Raw genomic sequence first — 15,734 nt, forward strand, 5'->3', positions numbered from 1 at the left:
GCTCGATGCAGTCAGCGGCCGATGCTCACGTGTGCGGGCGTGAGGCTCCGCGACCAAGAGCCGAGGCCCTCCCCCACCCGGCACGCGAAGCGTGCCGACCTCCCCCGCACGCGGGGGAGGTTTGGCAACGCAGTCTTCGTCATCCCCAAAGAGCAGCGACCTCCCGCGCGCGCGGGGGAGGTTTGGCAACGCGGTCTTCGTCATCCCCGAAGAGCAGCGACCTCCCCCGCGCGCGGGGAGGTTTCATCGGCGCGCGGCGGCGTCAGGCGTACAGCGCGGCGTAGCCGTCACGATCGACCTGGCTCAGGCCCAGGCGGTCGAACTGCGCCCACATGGCGTGCCAGCGCGTCGCGTCGCGGACCACCGGATCGATCAGTCGTGGGCAGGTGTCGGCAATGATCGCGTCCATCAGCGGGGTCGGCGTGGTGCCGCTGTAGGCGTACCACAGCGCGGCTGCCTGGCCGGGATCCTCGCGGCACAGCCGCGCGCCCTGCCCGATCAGCCGGGTCACGGTCGCGACCACCTCGGGGTGTTCGGCAAGAAAGCCCTGCGAGGTGAACAGTTCCAGGGCCGAGAAGTTCGCAAGCCCCACGTCATCGGTGGTGATGAAGTCGGTGTCCAGCCCGGCCTGCCGTGCCTCGACGCCCTCGAAGTTGGCAAAGCACAGCCAGGCCCCATCGAAGCCCGCGCGCAGATTGGCCAGATGCTCGAACCCGGCACTCTCGATCCGCACCTGCGCAGGATCGAATGCCGCGCCCCGGGCCGTGCACCAGCGCGCCAGGATCTCCACTGCGATCGCATCGGTCACACCGCCGGCAACCGGCGAGGCCAAGCGCACCTCACCGCCTTCGAGCAGCCGCGTTCCTGCGGCGCGCTGCAGCACGATGCCGCCATCGGTCTCGAAGAAGCAGCCCAATGCGCGCAGACCGGGTCGGTCGGCGTCGATCATGTGCAGCGGCTCGTTGCAGGCGAACGCGATCTCGCCGGCCGCCACCGCGGCCAAGCCATCGTAATGGTCGTCCGGCACCTGCAGTGCGAGGTCGAGCCCGGCATCGCGATACCAGCCGAGTTCGATGCCGGCGATCAACGGCAGGTGGTCGGGATTGAGGAACCACTCGAGGGACAGTTGCAGCTTCATGTGGACCACTTGCGGACCGGAAAGGGCGCACAGGGTAAAGGAACGCCCCCCTGCCGGCAGCGGTCGGCCGCATCCGCGCATATGCCTTCGGCCATGCGCCATGCGCGTCATCGGAGACGACGCGCGCCATCTCTTCAAAGACAGCGCGCCGCTCGCGACCGCATCGCGACGGAATCGCCGGCCCCTGCGAGCCGGCGATTCCCGCATCGATGAGGCAGCGCCGCGATCAGTCGTCGACGGTGCAGCCCAGCGACACGCGCATGTGGATGTAGCCGGTGGCCGGATCGACCCACTCGGCCAGCACGGTGAGCTCCTGGCCGGCCTGGCCCCAGTTGTTGTAGCACTGCTCGTAAGCCGCACGCTCGGCGTACTCGAGCGCCTCCTGCTGGGTCCGGCCATAGCCTTCGCCGACGACGTCGTAATGATGGCGTGCGGCGAACGCCGCCGTGCTCGACAGGGCCGCCAGCAGCAGAACCCCGGTGATTGTCCGCGTCTTCATCCTGGTCTCCATTCGCTTGGGGGAGCCCGCATCATGCACGCGCTGCAAGACCAGGAGATTGAATGCGGGTGTCGCGCGCATGACAACGTGCGTGGCATCGCGACGGCCTCGACAGCTCATTGCGGACCGAGTGCACAGTTTCCCGCCACCCCGGGCATCGGCATCGCCTCAATGTCGGAAAAGGAGCGCTGGTTGGCATTCAGTCAGCGCATTCGCGCTTGACCGCAATCACTCGGCCGCCCTAGGGTCGAAATGCGCCGGGAACACGCGGCAGAGGCCTTGCGATCGCGGCGCGTCGTGTCAGCAAGCTCGTTCCGGATCAGGATGCCGGACGGCAATCGCAGTGGTCCACGTCCATCGTTTTTGTCGCCACCGGGTCATCGACATCCACCGTGCGGTTGTACCAGGCGCATGCCGCACCACGATCATGTCCTGCGGCGTCGACGGATGGACGAGGCGGTCGACGACCGCACTGCGTTGCCTTCGACGTCGGACCCGAGGCGGACCGCTGGGACGGCCCACTTCGAATGCACAAGGAGGAAGCACCCATGCACACCCTGCACGCAGCCGTCCGCCGCACCCTCGCCCTCGCCCTGCTCTCGGCTGCCGCCGCGGGCGGCAGTGCCCTGGCCGCGCAACCCGGCCTGCCGAGCCTGGACCCCGGCATGGTCGCCGCGCTGGAACGCGACCTGGGCATGACCCAGGACCAGTACCGCGTGACCGTGGATGTCGAGCGCCAAGTACCTGCGGCCGAAGCCACGGCGCGCCAACTGTATGGCGACAGCTACGCCGGCACCTGGATCGAACACGACGCCGACGGGCATCCGCGCCTGGTGGTGGGCACCGCAGTCCAGGGCCGCCAGCGGCTGCCGGCGGTCGAAGGCGCCGACGTGCGCCAGGTGCGCTACAGCCTGTATGAGCTCGAGCAGGCCGTGCACGCGCTCGATCAGTCAGCCACCTCGCGCATCATGCGCCGGCTCGACGGCGTGCAATCCTGGGGCGTCGACCTGCCCAACAACCGGGTCGTCGTCACCTTGTCGCCCGGCGCCGGCCGCAGCGAAGCGGTGATGGACTTCCTGGCGCGCAGCGATGTCGACACAGGGGCCCTGCACTTCGAAGTGTCCGAGCAGATCCCGTCCACGCTGATCAACATCTACGGCGGCATCCAGTACAACGGTTGTTCGATCGGCTTCCCGGTGACCCGCGGCAGCACCAAGGGCTTCGTGACCGCCGGCCATTGCGGCAGCGCGGGCACGACCGTCCGCATCGGCGGCACGACGGTCGGCAGCTTCCAGTCCAGCACGTTCCCCGGCTCCGACGCCGCATGGGCCACGGTACGCCAGCAGGACACGCTGTTCGGCCGCGTGTGGCAGTACAGCGGCAGCAGCACGACGCCAGTCGTCGGCAGCGCGGAAGCCTCGGTCGGCTCGGCGGTGTGCCGCTCTGGCTATCGCACCGGCTGGCGCTGCGGCACGATCACCCGCACCAATGTCAGCGTGAACTACGCCCAGGGCACCGTGAACGGGTTGCGCGAGTCCAACGCCTGTGCCGGCCAGGGCGATTCGGGCGGCTCGTGGATATCCTCGGCAGGCCATGCCCAGGGCGTCACCTCCGGCGGGGCACTTGGCAGCGATGGCACCAACTGCGGCATCGCGCAGAACCAGCGCCGCAGCTGGTACCAGCGGCTGACCCCGATGCTCAGCACCTACGGCGTCACCCTGGTCACGAACTGACGCACGCGCGTGCAAGGCGGCACGCCGGTACGCCGGCGTGCCGCGGCGCGCTATCGCCGACCCCTTGCTCAGCGCGTTTCGTGCGCGCGCTCGAAGGTAATGATGCTGCGCGTCTCGCCCTTGTCGGCCCAGTTGGGCATCACCCGCCACGGCGTGAGCACCTGCAGCCGGTCCCCCTCGAGCTTGAATTGCCGCCGCTGCTCGGTACCGACCCAGGCCGGGTTCCAGGCCACGTCCACCGCGGTGATCCAGGCATCGCCTTCGATCCGGTAGCGGCCGGTGTAGGCGATCACCGTTTCGAGCAGGCGCGCCTTCTCGCGCTCGCTCTCGCCCGGCTCGCGACCCTGCGCGGTGAGCATGAACCACACCCGCCCCTCGGGCGCGAAGATCGTATAGCCCGAGGGCTTCTCGCCCATCGGTGGGAACAGCTCCCCGGTCGCCTTGACCTCCACCTCGTAGGACACCAACCGCCACGTGCCTTCGATCGCGGCCGTCGAACTCGGTTGAGAGGCGTGGGACATGGGGGCATCTCCTGGGGCAGGCTGCGACTGGGCGTGGGCCGCCGACGGTACGGCGATCGCAAACAGCAGCGGCGCAAGGGATACGAGGCGCATGGCCGGATTCTCCGTGAGAGGTGGTCGACGCCTCGATTGTGGCACCTTCTCCGTCACCGCCAGTCGGCGACCGTGCCGCACATGGCGCCGCGACCTGACGATGCGCCACCGTAGCGCTCGGCCGTCCCGCTGCACTGGAGCACGCATCTGGGCTTCACCGGTCACGCGCACGCCGCCTTAACCTCACCGCCCTACGCTGACGGCCCGCGGCGCCAACGGCTTCGCACCGCTGCCGCGCAGTCCCCCATCACCGCCACCATGACGAGGAGATCCCATGAGGCACCTGCCCGCCATCCTGTTCGCCGGCCTGTTGGCCGTTAGCGCCCAGGCGTCCGCCGAGGTCGTCAACCTGACCAACAGCGCCGAGGGCGCGAATCGCGACGCCGGCATCGCCGCCGTCAAGGACAAGCTCCAGGCCGCCTGCACCGAGCGCAAGGGGACGCCGAACGCCGACTCGTTCGAAGTGGTGTTCGAGCGCACCAGTGAGAACCCCGACGTGCCCAAGCCCTACTACGTCGATGCCAAGATGCAGTGCGAGCTGCCGTAGACCCGCGCCGCCCGACAGTACCCCGCTCCGGCGGGGTTTTCTTTTGCAGCGCCCCGAGCCGCCATACTGACGCCCGCCGTCCGTCCCACCGAGTGTCCGCATGCCCGCTTCTCCCGGCGCCGCCCGCACCGCTGCGCGCAGCGCCCCCGCTTTGCACCCGCGCAACCGCCATCAGGGCCGCTACGACTTTCCCCGGCTGGTCGCCTCCAGTCCGGACCTGGCCGCCCACCTGCTGACCACCCCGCGCGGCGACACCAGCATCGCCTTCGACGACCCCACCGCGGTGCGTGCGCTCAACCGCGCGATCCTGCGCAGCGACTACGGCATCGCGCATTGGGACCTGCCCGACGGCGCACTGTGTCCACCGATCCCCGGCCGCGCCGACTACCTGCATGGCCTGGCCGACCTGCTTGCCGCCTCCGGCGATGGCACGATCCCGCGCGGCGCCTCGGTGCGCGCGCTCGATGTCGGCGTCGGCGCCAGTTGCATCTACCCGCTGCTCGGCCATGCCGAGTACGGCTGGCGCTTCGTCGGCAGCGACGTCGACGCCACCTCGCTGCAGGTCGCCACCGCGATCGTCCACGCCAATCGCCTCGACAAGGCCATCGCACTGCGCCACCAGCCGGCGCGCAACCGCATCTTCCAGACCGTGGTGCGCACGGACGAGCGCTTCGACCTCACGCTGTGCAATCCGCCGTTCCATGCCTCCGCAGCCGAGGCCGCCGGCGCGCACCAGCGCAAGCGCCGCCAGCTCGGCAAGGCGCCGCCCGCCAAGCGCACACCGGCGCCGGCGCCCAATTTCGGCGGCCACGATCACGAACTGTGGTGCCCGGGCGGCGAAGCCGAGTTCCTGCGCAAGATGGTCCGCGAAAGTACCGCCATCGGCCGGCAGGTGCTGTGGTTCACCAGCCTCGTCGCCCGCGCCGAGCACCTGTCGGGCCTGCGCCGGCAACTGCGCCAAGCCGAAGCCGTCGAGGTGCGCGAAGTCGCCATGGCCCAGGGCAGCAAGCAGAGCCGGTTCGTGGCCTGGACGTTCCACGACGCTGCCGCCCGCGCGCAGTGGCGCGCAGGCCAGTCCTGAGGCCGTCGGCGGGAACACCCCGCCACCCCAACCTGTGGACACGCTGACCTGGGGATGCCCCCGACGCGCCACAGCCCCGCGCGCGGGTATAGTCCGGCGACACGGCGGGCGCAGTGTCCGCCGATCGAACGCAGGAGTGTCCATGGGTCTTGTGCAGGCAGTGAAAGGCGCGGTCGGCGGCGTGTTCGCGGACCAGTGGAAGGACTTCCTCACGGTGCCGGCGGGCCTGCCCCCGACCGCCGCCCTGTTCGCCGCCGTGCCCCAGGGCACCAACGCCGGACGTGGGTCCAACACCCGCGGCTCGAGCCACATCATCACCAACGGCTCGAAGATCGTCGTGCCCGAAGGCTATGGCCTGCTGCTGATGCAGGACGGCGCGATCACCGGCTTCGTCGCCGAACCCGGCGGCTACGAATGGCGCGCCGACGACGTCAACTCGCAGTCGATCTTCGCTGGCGACGGCATCGTCAGCCCGCTGATCCGCCAGAGCTGGGAGCGCTTCAAGTTCGGCGGCCAGCCCGGCGCCCAGCAGGCGGCGTTCTTCGTCTCGCTCAAGGAACTGCCGGACAACCGCTTCGGCACCCAGTCGGAGATCTACTGGGACGACGGCTTCCTCGGCACCCAGGTCGGCGCGATCACCCGCGGCTCGTACACGCTCAAGATCGTCGACCCGATCCTGTTCGTGAAGAACTTCGTGCCCGCCAGCTACCTGCAGCCGGGCCAGGTGTTCGACTTCACCGACATCGACAACGCCGCGGCCAGCCAGTTGTTCAACGAGGTCGTCGGCTCGCTCGCCCCGGCCTTCAGCCTGTACACCAACGATCCGGCCAAGGGCAATCGCATCACCAAGCTCCAGCAGGATTCGCTGGGCTTTGCCCAGAGCCTGTCGGCCGCCGTCGAACAGGGCTACCAATGGAAGTCCGACCGCGGGCTTGCGATCGTCAAGACGGCCATTGTCTCGATCGAGTACGACGCCAACACCCGCGAACTGCTCAAGACCGTGCAGCGCGCCGACGCGCTGGCCGGCGCTCGCGGCAATTCCAACCTGCAGGCCAGCGTCGCCCAGGGCATGCAGTCGGCGGGCGAGAACGGCGGCGCCGCGGGCCTGGTCGGGCTGGGCATGGCCTCCGGGATGGCCGGCGGGCTCGGCAGCCTGCAGCAGCCCGCCACGCCGCCCGCGGCCGCGGCCCCCGCTGCCGACGACCCGGTCGCCAAGCTCACCAAGGCCAAGGAAATGCTCGACCTCGGCCTGATCACCCAGGCCGACTACGACGCGCTCAAGGCCAAGGCACTGGGTCTGTAAGGCCACCGGCAACCGCGCCCATGTCCGATCCCAAGCTGCCCCCGCCGTTACCGGCCCGGCCGGTCGACGGCCCTGGCTCCCCGCGCGATGTCCCGCCGCTGCCCGGGACGTATCCGATCGACCCGGCCACATTGCCGGGCGCGATCCGTGACGAGCTCGAGGCGCCCGACCCCGTCGCCATCGACACCGCCTCGGCCGAACTGCGCGACGGCCTCAACCGTTGCCCCAAGTGCGGCTCGACCGACATCCGCCACAAGCCCGGCACCGACCTGCTCATCTGCCAGTACTGCCGCAACGAATGGCATGGCGAGCGCGTGGAGGAGGTCTTCGGCTTCGGCGCGGGGCTGGACTCGCTGACCGGCACCGTCGTCGCCACCGGCGCTCGCGACATCGCTGCCGACGCCGCGGCGCTGATGAGCTTCAAGTGCAGCGGCTGCGGCGCCGAGGTCACCGTCAACACCGAGAACGCGATGACCGCGCGGTGCCACTGGTGCCGCCATGTCTTCGGCATCAACGAGCAGGTGCCCAACGGCGCCGTGCCCGATGCCGTGCTGCCGTTCCACATCAAGAAGGACGATGCGGTCGCACGCATCCGCCAGTTCGTCGACAAGCGTCGGCTGCTTGCGCTCAAGGCATTCAAGGACCAGTTCACGCCCGAGAACGTCGTCGGCGTGTACCTGCCCTACATGATCGTCGATGCCCGGGCCAGCGCCGCAGTGGCCGGCGAAGGCGAGATCGAGACGCGTCGCTATACCCGCGGCACCGACAACAACAAGAAGACCTACTACGACGCCGACGTCTACCGCGTCGAACGACAAGTGGACTTCACCGTCGACGACCTGCCGCTGGAGTCCTCGGCCGAGCGCGGCAACCTGGATATCCAGGCCAACACCAACAACATCATCAACACCATCCTGCCGTTCGACACCAAGAATGCTGTGCGCTGGAACGCCTCCTACCTGAGCGGCTTCACTTCCGAGAAGCGAAACCGCAACGTCGAGCACCTGCGCCCGCGGCTGGAAGACCAGTTGCTGTCGATCGCCCGCGCCCAGGTCGAAGGCTCGGCGCGCCGCTACGACCGCGGCGTGCGCTGGGAGCAAGAACAGCTCGAGGTCCATGGGACACGCTGGGTCTCGATGTACCTGCCCGTCTGGCTGTACTCCTACCACCAGCCCGGCAGGAACGGCGGCCTGCTGCACTACATCGCCGTCAACGGCCGCACCGGCGAAACCATGGGCAGCGTGCCGGTGCAGCAGTGGAAGCTGCTGCTGGCCGCGCTGGTCACCGGCACGATCATCGAATCGGCCGTCATCGCATTTCTGGTGAGCACCGTATGAGCGACGAAAACGGACTCTGGCTGCTGGCCGCCGGCCCCCTGGGCGCGACCGCCCTGTACTGGGGTCTGTACCGGTTCTATCGCAACACCGACAAATCACACGCGTTCGAGCGCGAGACCACCGTCGAGGCCGCCCCTGTCACAGGCACCGACACCAAGGTCGGCACGGTGAAAGGCACGCAGGCGACCCGCATCCGCGGCGACAACCTGCGCGACTACCGGACGCGGGTTCGGCGGGTGGTGAGTGCGGCAGGCGATGGTGATCGCGAACCGCCAGACCGCAAGCGCGAACCGCCCCAGTAGGCGGCCCTGAGACGACGTGCGGATCAGCGCGCGTCGACAGCTGTCCATACTTCCGGACGCGGCGTCCAGTCTCCCTCGCCCAGTACAGCCTCGACCAGGTGTTCGAGGGGGTAACCGAGGGCATCGCCCGCCGCTCGCGCCCCTCCATCGTCGCCAGTGGCCGTGGTGACGAACGCGCGGAACGCAGCCTCATCGTCGCGAGCAGCCAGCGCGGTGATCGAGCGCGCAAGGTCGTAAGCCAGATCCACCGCGTCGTTCGCGATGTGGAAGGCCGCCCCCGACCAGAAGGTCTGGATCGTGGTCGCGTTCCACCAAGCGGCATGCCGTGCGGCCATTTCATCTGGCCGATACAAGGCCAAGCGCGGGTCGGCGAGCCGCGGCAACAGCGTCCGCTCCACGTTCACTGCGAACCCCTCATGCAGCCAGTGCGGCATGGGCAGGTGCGCCAATAGCGCATGTGTGAGCTCGTGCACAACGACCGCTTCCAACTCATCCAAGCCGTCATGCCAGCTCGCGAAGTGTCCATAACCCGCATCGATGAAGACGCCGCTGGACACCGGCGCCTCATCGGTGTCGCCCTGATACTGCGACACATACGTCTCATACTCCTCCAGACTGGCAAACACCAACACGATGTAACGGCCATAGCCTTCATCGCTGGCGAGCGCCCCAAGGCGTCCCTTGATGGCCTGCAATGCTTGCTCGCAGGTGCGCAACACCAGCGCCGATTCACGCGGCGGCTGCGCCGACAACAGCAGAAAGTTCTCGGTGCCAGATGTCCGATAGTCTGAAGGCAGCGCATCGGCGAGCGCGTCGAGCCACGCCATCGCCGCAGCGTCGTAATAGGCGAACAGGCCCGCGTCGTCGGTGCTGACCGGCGCCTCCGACTGCATGACGGCCCAGTCCGGCACTGGCAGCGATGCATCATCGCGCCAGATCATGTGAACCGACATTCTCGGTTTCGCCTCGTGGACGTCCGCTGCTACGGACGCACGCGCCTTTCTCTTGCCGAACAGCCAACCAAGCATTCGTATCCCCCCCGCGACTTGACCGCACATCTTCGCATGCCAGTCACGAAGGCAGCGCGCCCAATAATTGATGTCGTGGACATCACGCCCACCTAAAAAGCCACTCGCACCTATGTGTAGCATGAGCGCGCACACGCATGCCCCAAGACAGAGGCAGTGCGGCACGCGCAGGCCTACTCCAACTTTGTTTGGCCTGGTCGTCGACATCGCCACCATGCAGTACTCTTCATATCGAACAGGGAGGAGTTTGAGCGGATGAAATGGATACGGATGGCAGGCAGCAATTCACCTGTAGGCAAGCGGGGAACCGAAGCGTGAAATGGCAGATGTTCATTGGCCATGCCGTGTTCATAAGCTCTTGCCTGATCACGCTTTTCATCGTGCTCTCGTTCAAGCTTCTGCGAAAGCAAAGGGAACGTCGCTCGCCGTTGCATGGACGGCAGATCGGGCATCTGCCGGGCCAGCAGCTCATTCAGCGCATCGACAAGGCCGACCAAGAAATGGACTTCGGCTTCACCGTAATGACGATCTCCTTGCCGATGCTCTTTCTCATCTGGGCGACAACGCGAATCGACTGGGCGGAAGTCAAGTTCGGCACCATCGAGCTCATCTTTCTTGCCGGCTGGGCGATCTTTTTCTTCTACGGCTTCTGGCACTACCAGCTTCATGTCAAGCGAAAGGAACAGGCACGCGACGGCTTGCTGGCAGAGCGCGTGACTGGGATGCAGCTCAACCGTCTAGTCGCCCAAGGATGCACCGTGATGCACGACCTACCATGCGGAGACTTCAATATCGATCACGTCGTGATCGCACCACGTGGCATCTTTGCGGTAGAGACCAAGTCCTTCCGCAAGCCACAAAAAGATTCTACGCAAACCAAAGCGCGCGTCAGCTTCGATGGCAACACACTTCGATTCAGTGACTTCATAACCCGTAAGCCGATTGATCAAGCACGAAGGCAGGCTGCCTTCCTTGCTGGCGTCCTACGCGAGAGCCTCGGGAAAGATATTCAAGTCGTCCCGGCCGTATCGTTGCCTGGCTGGTTCGTCGAGAAGGACGGGGCTGGAAAGTCCTCGGATGTGTTTGTGTTCACTCCAATGGGCAAGGGCTGCGATTGGTTCACCTATGGCGATGAGGTGATTCCGTCTGACAAGCGCAACCTTGTCGCACAGTTGCTCGCGCTGCGATACCCGGCAACATCGTGACCTCCAATCGTCAGGCCTCTGTCGTTAAAGAATTGGCGGTCAACAAGAGTGATGAAAACCGGCGCCATTGAGTATCGAAGCCGGCATAGATGTCACCCTAACCATCCCCAAACACCGCCCCCCCGCCTCCCGCATGAAGATCCCCAGCGTCACTGGGCCCACGCCCTTGAACGCAAGCAGGCGGCGCTCGAAGTCTTCGCGGCTGCCGGCGGCCTCGGCGATGCCGAGGATGCGGCCGTCGTAGTCGTCGATCAGCGTGCGGCACAGCAGCGACAGGCGGGTCGCGGTCGACTCGTCGTAACGTCGATAGCCGCCTTCGCCCAGCATCCGCACCAGTTGCGCATGGGTGCAGGCGCCGAGCTTGCGGGGCGTGTCGCGACGGTGCACCTCCACGATCACCCGCCACGTCTCGGCCGCGATGGTCTGCGAGATGCGGTTGCCGAACAGGAAACTGGCCAGGAACCACTTGAACAGGGTCGACTCGTCATGGGGCTTGATCTCGAAGCCGAGATCACGCGGCAGCAACTGGCGACGCATGCGTCCTCATCTCCATGTGCGCACTGGACAGGCCCCGGCGCTTGATGACAGTTCGCCATGCTCCCTGTGAACCCGGCGCGGTGAGCGGCGCTTGGCGCTATGCTGCCCCGCTCCTTCGTCGTACTTTTGCCCATGTCCTATCGAACGCATCGCCATGTCGTCCTGCTCGCTGTCCTGCTGCTCGCCGCGTGCGGCGGTCCAGCGCCCTACACCGGGGCGATGTTGCCGAGTTGCAGCGCATCGACATGACGGTAGGTGAAGGCGCGCCCGCAGCGGCCGGCGACGAAGTGGCGGTGCACTACACCGGCTGGCTCTACGACGAGCACGCGCCCGACAAACGAGGCGCCAAGTTCGACAGTTCGCGCGATCATGGCCAGCCCTTCGTATTCGAACTGGGCGCCGGCCGCGTCATCCGCGGCTGGGACGAGGGCGTGGCCGGCATGCGGCCCGGAGGCACGCGGGAACTGCACATTCCCGCCTGGCTCGGCTACGGCAGCAGTGGTGCCGGCAAGGTCATTCCGCCGGGCGCATCGTTGGTGTTCGAGGTGGAACTGTTGGAGGTCCGGACGCACCGGTAATGAAGGTGCGTGTCACGGTTGTTGAGAAGGCGTGACAGCAGTTCAGCCCGCTCCGGCCCCTTGAGGCGGTCGGTCCAGCCGCGCCATGATCTCGGTCGCCTGAAACACGCGCCCCCACTGCCGCTCGTTGACCAGACTGACGATGCCTTCAGCAAGCAGGTTGTTGAGGGCCGCATTCGCTGCAGGCTGCGAAACGTCGAGGCCTTCGACGGCTTGCTGTACCGACAGCACGGGATGCCCCAGCAGAAAGCGAGGCAGCCGGCGCGTTGCCGAATGCACGCGATAGTGTCCGAGCTGCTGTTCCCAGCGCTCGGCAATAGCGACCAGATCCTGTCCGATGGCGATCGACTCGTCGCACGCCTCCACCACGCTTGCGGTCAGCAGTTCGATCCACGGCCGCCAGTTGCCCTGCAGCTGCACGGCAGCCAGAGCCGCGTAGTAGGCCGTCTTGGCACGCAGCAACGCGCCGGACAAGTACAGCGGCGGATACCGCTCGGCCGCCAGCAGCAACGGCATCAGCAACCGACCGGTGCGGCCATTGCCATCATGGTAGGGGTGGATGGTCTCGAACTGGGCATGGGCGATCGCCAACTGCGCCACCAATGACAAGGCGCCCTGCTCATCATCTCGCGGCGCGTACTGCAAAATGCTGGCGGCCATTTCCTCCATGCAGTCCTGGATACATGCGGGCGGCGCCGGCACGAAAGTCGCGTCTTCGATCCGACGACTGGAGCCGATCCAGACCTGCTCTGTCCGATAAGCGCCTACTGGAAACACGTCTGCCTCATCCTGCATCAGCTCCGCATGCAGTTCGTGGATGAGACGAAGATCCAGCGCACGGCGTCCCTCCTGGCGAATGCGCGTCAGGCCATGCTGCAGCGCGCTCACGTAACGCTCGGTCACTTTGACGTCTGCGGGCATGCCCGTCGCGCCCTGGGTCGCTTCATAGGTCAGCAACTGCGAGAGATTCGCCTTCGTTCCCTCGATCTGCGAACTCACCACCGCTTCTCGCCGGGCCAGCGTACGGGTCACCATGTCGGCATTCGGGAGGTGCGCCATCACACCCTGCAATCGCCCCAATGCGGCGTGCGCCTGAGCGAACTCCGCGTGATAGGAGGCGCCTTCCGGCAGCCGGCGAGGCGTCGGGGGGGCCACCATTGCATGGACGTTCGGATGTCCGGCCACTGGCACCAAGTACGGATGCCGCTCAACGGCGATCTGACTTCGGCGCATGACCATTCCTCCCGGACGCGAAACCTTATGATGCTCCAATGCTACTATAAGGAAAAGCAAGAAACCTTATAGAGCTGCCCGAGCTTTATAAGGTTTCCGACCCGCTCGCCGCTGAACTTACCGCGATTGAGGCCGTGTGACAGCGAGCGTGGACACCTCCCACTTGCCCAGCACCGTGCATGAGTATCCAGATGGGCGATATCACTCAGGACCGCGCCTTCTCCAGCCGCGCCTTCAGATCCGCAAAGGGGTTGGAGGTGGCCGCGGCCGGCACGTCCTCGGCGTCGCGTGCGCTCACACCGGTGTGGTCGAGTTGACGGGCGTGCTCGTTGTCGTGGCAGTAGATGCACAGCAACTCCCAATTGCTGCCATCGGGCGGGTTGTCGTCGTGATTGTGGTTGCGGTGGTGCACCGTCAACTCGCGCAGGTTGGCGCGGGTGAACTCACGCGCGCAGCGGCCGCAGATCCACGGGTACAGCTTCAACGCCCGCTCGCGGTATCCGTTGTTGCGCTGCTCGGCGCTGCGGCGGGCCTCGGCAACGATGCGGTCGAGCCTGGTCTGGTCGGGTGTCATCGGCCGAGTCTAGCGCCACGGGACAGCGCCAGATTCACAGATCCGAGAAATGGCGTGCAAAGGCAGCCCGCTCGAGGCCTCGAACACCTGAGCATCCCGGGCCCGCATCACGGGTCGACGCGCGCTCCTGTCTGGAGACTGTGATCCGACTGCTCGCGTGACTTAGCCCGCAAAGGCAAGCTCGGCCTTCTCGTCCAAGTCACGCCGGCTTACGTTCTCGCCGTTAAGGTCTGGCCAACCTGACAGGAGACGCACCATGCCCATCGATCCCGCTGCCGTGTTGACCGAAGCCAATGCCGCCGTCTCGCGCGGCGACCATGCCGGCTTCCTTGCCCATTGCACCGACGACGTGGTCTGGCACTTCGTCGGAGACCGCACGATCACAGGCAAGGAGGCGATCCGGCGCTTCATGGACGAGACCTACGTCACTCCACCGGAGGTCGTGGTGGACCAGCTAATCGCCGACGCCGACCATGTGGTCGCGATTGGCACGATCACCATCATCTCTGCCGACGGCAAGCGCACCACTTCCGATTACAGCGACGCGTGGCGTCTTCGCGACGGGAAACTCGCGGAGTTGCATGCGTTCGTCATCGACCGCGCGTAGCCGGCCCGCGTTCCCTACGGGTGCCAGGGGCACGTCCCTGGCGCCGCAACTTAAATCAATCGGCGCCCTTCGCCGCGCGGCTTGCCGCGAAGTCCGGAAAGGTCTCGGCAATCGAATCCTTGTCCGGCAGGATGTAGAACACGCCGCCCTTCTCGAACGTCGAGCGGACGACCTGATCATAGAAGTCCGATGCGACGTTGATGCATCCGTGGGTCACCCGATTGTCGTCCGGCGAAGGCGATGCCAGGCGTTCGGCGCGTCGCTCGGCCGGCGTGCCGCTCGCAGTCGGGTGCAGCGAGACCGCCGAGTCGTAATCCACCCAGAGCACGCGCCCGGCGTCGATCGACGGACCATAGCCACCCACGAAGCGACCGGCCGGCGTGGTGCGATCGCGCCCCGGAATCTCGCGCAACGCAAGGCCGGCGATGCCGGGCGCGGCATGGTCGCCCACCGCAGACCCGAACAGCCCAGGGGCTGCGCCTCGCAGCCTGCCGTCGCCACCGAACACCAGAATCTGCGCAGCGGCCTTGTCCATCACCGCGAACGGATAGCCGTGGTTGTCGTTGGCCGCGATGACCCAGCCCGCGAGCTCGATCACCGTGTCGGACACCTCTTGCCCCGGCGGAAGCTGGTCGACCGAAGCGACAGGTGGCGCCGCGGCATCTTCGGCCATCGCCACGCCCACACTCGCGGAAGCCAATGCAAGCAACAGGGCACCGTGAAAGACCCGCCTCGCAGCGTGTGTGGACTGGGCCATGGAACAACTCCTCGACAAGACAGATGAAACACCGGGACCCGTGGCCGGCAAGCCAGCGGGTCCCGGTCCGATCAGATCAACCGCGCGGCGTACGGCGCGGCGCAGTTTCGAGCTGTTGGACGCGACGCTCCATCTGATCCAACCGCTGGTTGGCCTGCGTCGCGGACTGGTTGGCGGATTCCGCACTCTGGGCCGCACCCTGCACGCGCGAGTCGAGGGAATCCAGGCGCGAGTCGATGCGTGCGAAGTCTTCCTTGTAGGTAGCGCAGCCACCAAGGGCCACAGAGGCAACAAGCGCCACGCCGATCATTTGCGCCGTTCTACGACGCTGAGGGGTGAGCAACATTCGGGTTCTCCTGCTTCGGGGGAGTCCGGAATATAGCGGCGTTCTTGCAGTCGCCTCCATGCGCCTTCAGGCGAGATTGGACTACGTAAATGGCAGGTGAAAGACCGCTCATTTCCATATCTAGGGCAGCCCCTAGATGGCAGAAAGACCTTTGTATGCTGCGTCCATCAGGCGGTTGCGGGCGGGCAAAGTCCACGCCGGCATCCGCGTCGTCAACGTGCCGGTGCCTGTGTACGCGCAGCGGTGCACTGCCCTTTGCCGTTGGACCATGCGACGAGACAGCAAGCGATCACTCCAAATCGGTGCGAGTGCCGC

Annotated in this window: 15 protein-coding genes and 3 pseudogenes; 9 read left to right on the plus strand and 9 right to left on the minus strand. The window is 66.5% G+C overall.

Going from position 1 to position 15,734, the window contains the following annotated elements; genetic code table 11:
* Positions 1–262: 262 nt before the first annotated feature.
* Positions 263–1,138: a hypothetical protein gene (locus tag BEN78_16225; protein ID ASR44681.1), complete on the minus strand. Its 876-nt coding sequence runs from the start codon at positions 1,136–1,138 to the stop codon at positions 263–265.
* A gap of 226 nt (positions 1,139–1,364) precedes the next feature.
* On the minus strand, positions 1,365–1,637 hold the full coding sequence (locus BEN78_16230; protein ID ASR44682.1) for a hypothetical protein: 273 nt from the start codon (positions 1,635–1,637) through the stop codon (positions 1,365–1,367).
* A 527-nt stretch (positions 1,638–2,164) separates the two neighbouring features.
* Between BEN78_16230 and BEN78_16235 the strand changes: the two genes are divergently transcribed.
* Positions 2,165–3,370, plus strand: a complete 1,206-nt coding sequence (locus tag BEN78_16235) for a hypothetical protein (GenBank protein ASR44683.1) — start codon at positions 2,165–2,167, stop codon at positions 3,368–3,370.
* 68 nt (positions 3,371–3,438) lie between these two features.
* Here BEN78_16235 and BEN78_16240 read toward each other — a convergent pair whose 3' ends face one another.
* Positions 3,439–3,891, minus strand: a complete 453-nt coding sequence (locus tag BEN78_16240) for a hypothetical protein (protein ID ASR44684.1) — start codon at positions 3,889–3,891, stop codon at positions 3,439–3,441.
* 367 nt (positions 3,892–4,258) lie between these two features.
* Between BEN78_16240 and BEN78_16245 the strand changes: the two genes are divergently transcribed.
* The 5 genes and pseudogenes from BEN78_16245 (at position 4,259) to BEN78_16265 (ending at position 8,491) form a co-directional block, all read left to right on the plus strand.
* A complete protein-coding gene (locus BEN78_16245; GenBank protein ID ASR44685.1) occupies positions 4,259–4,531 on the plus strand; it encodes a hypothetical protein in 273 nt (90 codons plus the stop codon).
* Positions 4,532–4,631: 100 nt separating this feature from the next.
* A complete protein-coding gene (locus BEN78_16250) occupies positions 4,632–5,612 on the plus strand; it encodes a 23S rRNA (adenine(1618)-N(6))-methyltransferase (GenBank protein ASR44686.1) in 981 nt (326 codons plus the stop codon).
* 142 nt (positions 5,613–5,754) lie between these two features.
* Positions 5,755–6,915 (plus strand): virion core protein (lumpy skin disease virus), encoded by a 1,161-nt coding sequence (locus BEN78_16255; protein ID ASR44687.1) that lies wholly within the window; start codon positions 5,755–5,757, stop codon positions 6,913–6,915.
* Between the two features lie 20 nt (positions 6,916–6,935).
* The gene (locus BEN78_16260) at positions 6,936–8,252 is read left to right on the plus strand and encodes a hypothetical protein (protein ASR44688.1); all 1,317 of its coding nucleotides are present in this window, start codon (positions 6,936–6,938) and stop codon (positions 8,250–8,252) included.
* Positions 8,249–8,491: pseudogene (locus BEN78_16265) on the plus strand (hypothetical protein). Before BEN78_16260 ends, BEN78_16265 begins: the two are co-directional and overlap by 4 nt.
* An 86-nt stretch (positions 8,492–8,577) precedes the next feature.
* Here the strand turns inward: BEN78_16265 and BEN78_16270 are convergent.
* Positions 8,578–9,495, minus strand: coding sequence for a hypothetical protein (locus BEN78_16270; GenBank protein ID ASR44689.1), 918 nt, complete (start codon positions 9,493–9,495; stop codon positions 8,578–8,580).
* A gap of 347 nt (positions 9,496–9,842) precedes the next feature.
* Between BEN78_16270 and BEN78_16275 the strand changes: the two genes are divergently transcribed.
* A complete protein-coding gene (locus tag BEN78_16275; GenBank protein ID ASR44690.1) occupies positions 9,843–10,787 on the plus strand; it encodes a hypothetical protein in 945 nt (314 codons plus the stop codon).
* A 120-nt stretch (positions 10,788–10,907) separates the two neighbouring features.
* Here the strand turns inward: BEN78_16275 and BEN78_16280 are convergent.
* Positions 10,908–11,324, minus strand: a pseudogene (locus BEN78_16280) (DNA methylase).
* Between the two features lie 132 nt (positions 11,325–11,456).
* Between BEN78_16280 and BEN78_16285 the strand changes: the two are divergent.
* A pseudogene (locus BEN78_16285) lies at positions 11,457–11,902 on the plus strand (peptidylprolyl isomerase).
* A 42-nt stretch (positions 11,903–11,944) separates the two neighbouring features.
* On the opposite strand, the gene BEN78_16290 reads toward BEN78_16285, so the two are convergent.
* Together BEN78_16290 and BEN78_16295 are read right to left on the minus strand one after the other, a co-directional pair.
* Entirely contained in the window at positions 11,945–13,135 is a 1,191-nt protein-coding gene (locus tag BEN78_16290; GenBank protein ASR45200.1) for a hypothetical protein, read from the minus strand.
* Between the two features lie 205 nt (positions 13,136–13,340).
* Positions 13,341–13,709, minus strand: a complete 369-nt coding sequence (locus BEN78_16295) for an HNH endonuclease (GenBank protein ID ASR44691.1) — start codon at positions 13,707–13,709, stop codon at positions 13,341–13,343.
* Positions 13,710–13,965: 256 nt separating this feature from the next.
* On the opposite strand from BEN78_16295, the gene BEN78_16300 reads away from it, so the two are divergent.
* Entirely contained in the window at positions 13,966–14,316 is a 351-nt protein-coding gene (locus BEN78_16300) for a ketosteroid isomerase (protein ID ASR44692.1), read from the plus strand.
* 55 nt (positions 14,317–14,371) lie between these two features.
* On the opposite strand, the gene BEN78_16305 is transcribed toward BEN78_16300, so the two are convergent.
* Together BEN78_16305 and BEN78_16310 are read right to left on the minus strand one after the other, a co-directional pair.
* On the minus strand, positions 14,372–15,073 hold the full coding sequence (locus tag BEN78_16305) for a hypothetical protein (GenBank protein ASR44693.1): 702 nt from the start codon (positions 15,071–15,073) through the stop codon (positions 14,372–14,374).
* Between the two features lie 76 nt (positions 15,074–15,149).
* The gene (locus tag BEN78_16310; protein ID ASR44694.1) at positions 15,150–15,419 is read right to left on the minus strand and encodes a hypothetical protein; all 270 of its coding nucleotides are present in this window, start codon (positions 15,417–15,419) and stop codon (positions 15,150–15,152) included.
* Positions 15,420–15,734 lie beyond the last annotated feature (315 nt).

This window comes from Xanthomonas citri pv. mangiferaeindicae (assembly GCA_002240395.1).
GTDB lineage: Bacteria > Pseudomonadota > Gammaproteobacteria > Xanthomonadales > Xanthomonadaceae > Luteimonas > Luteimonas citri_A.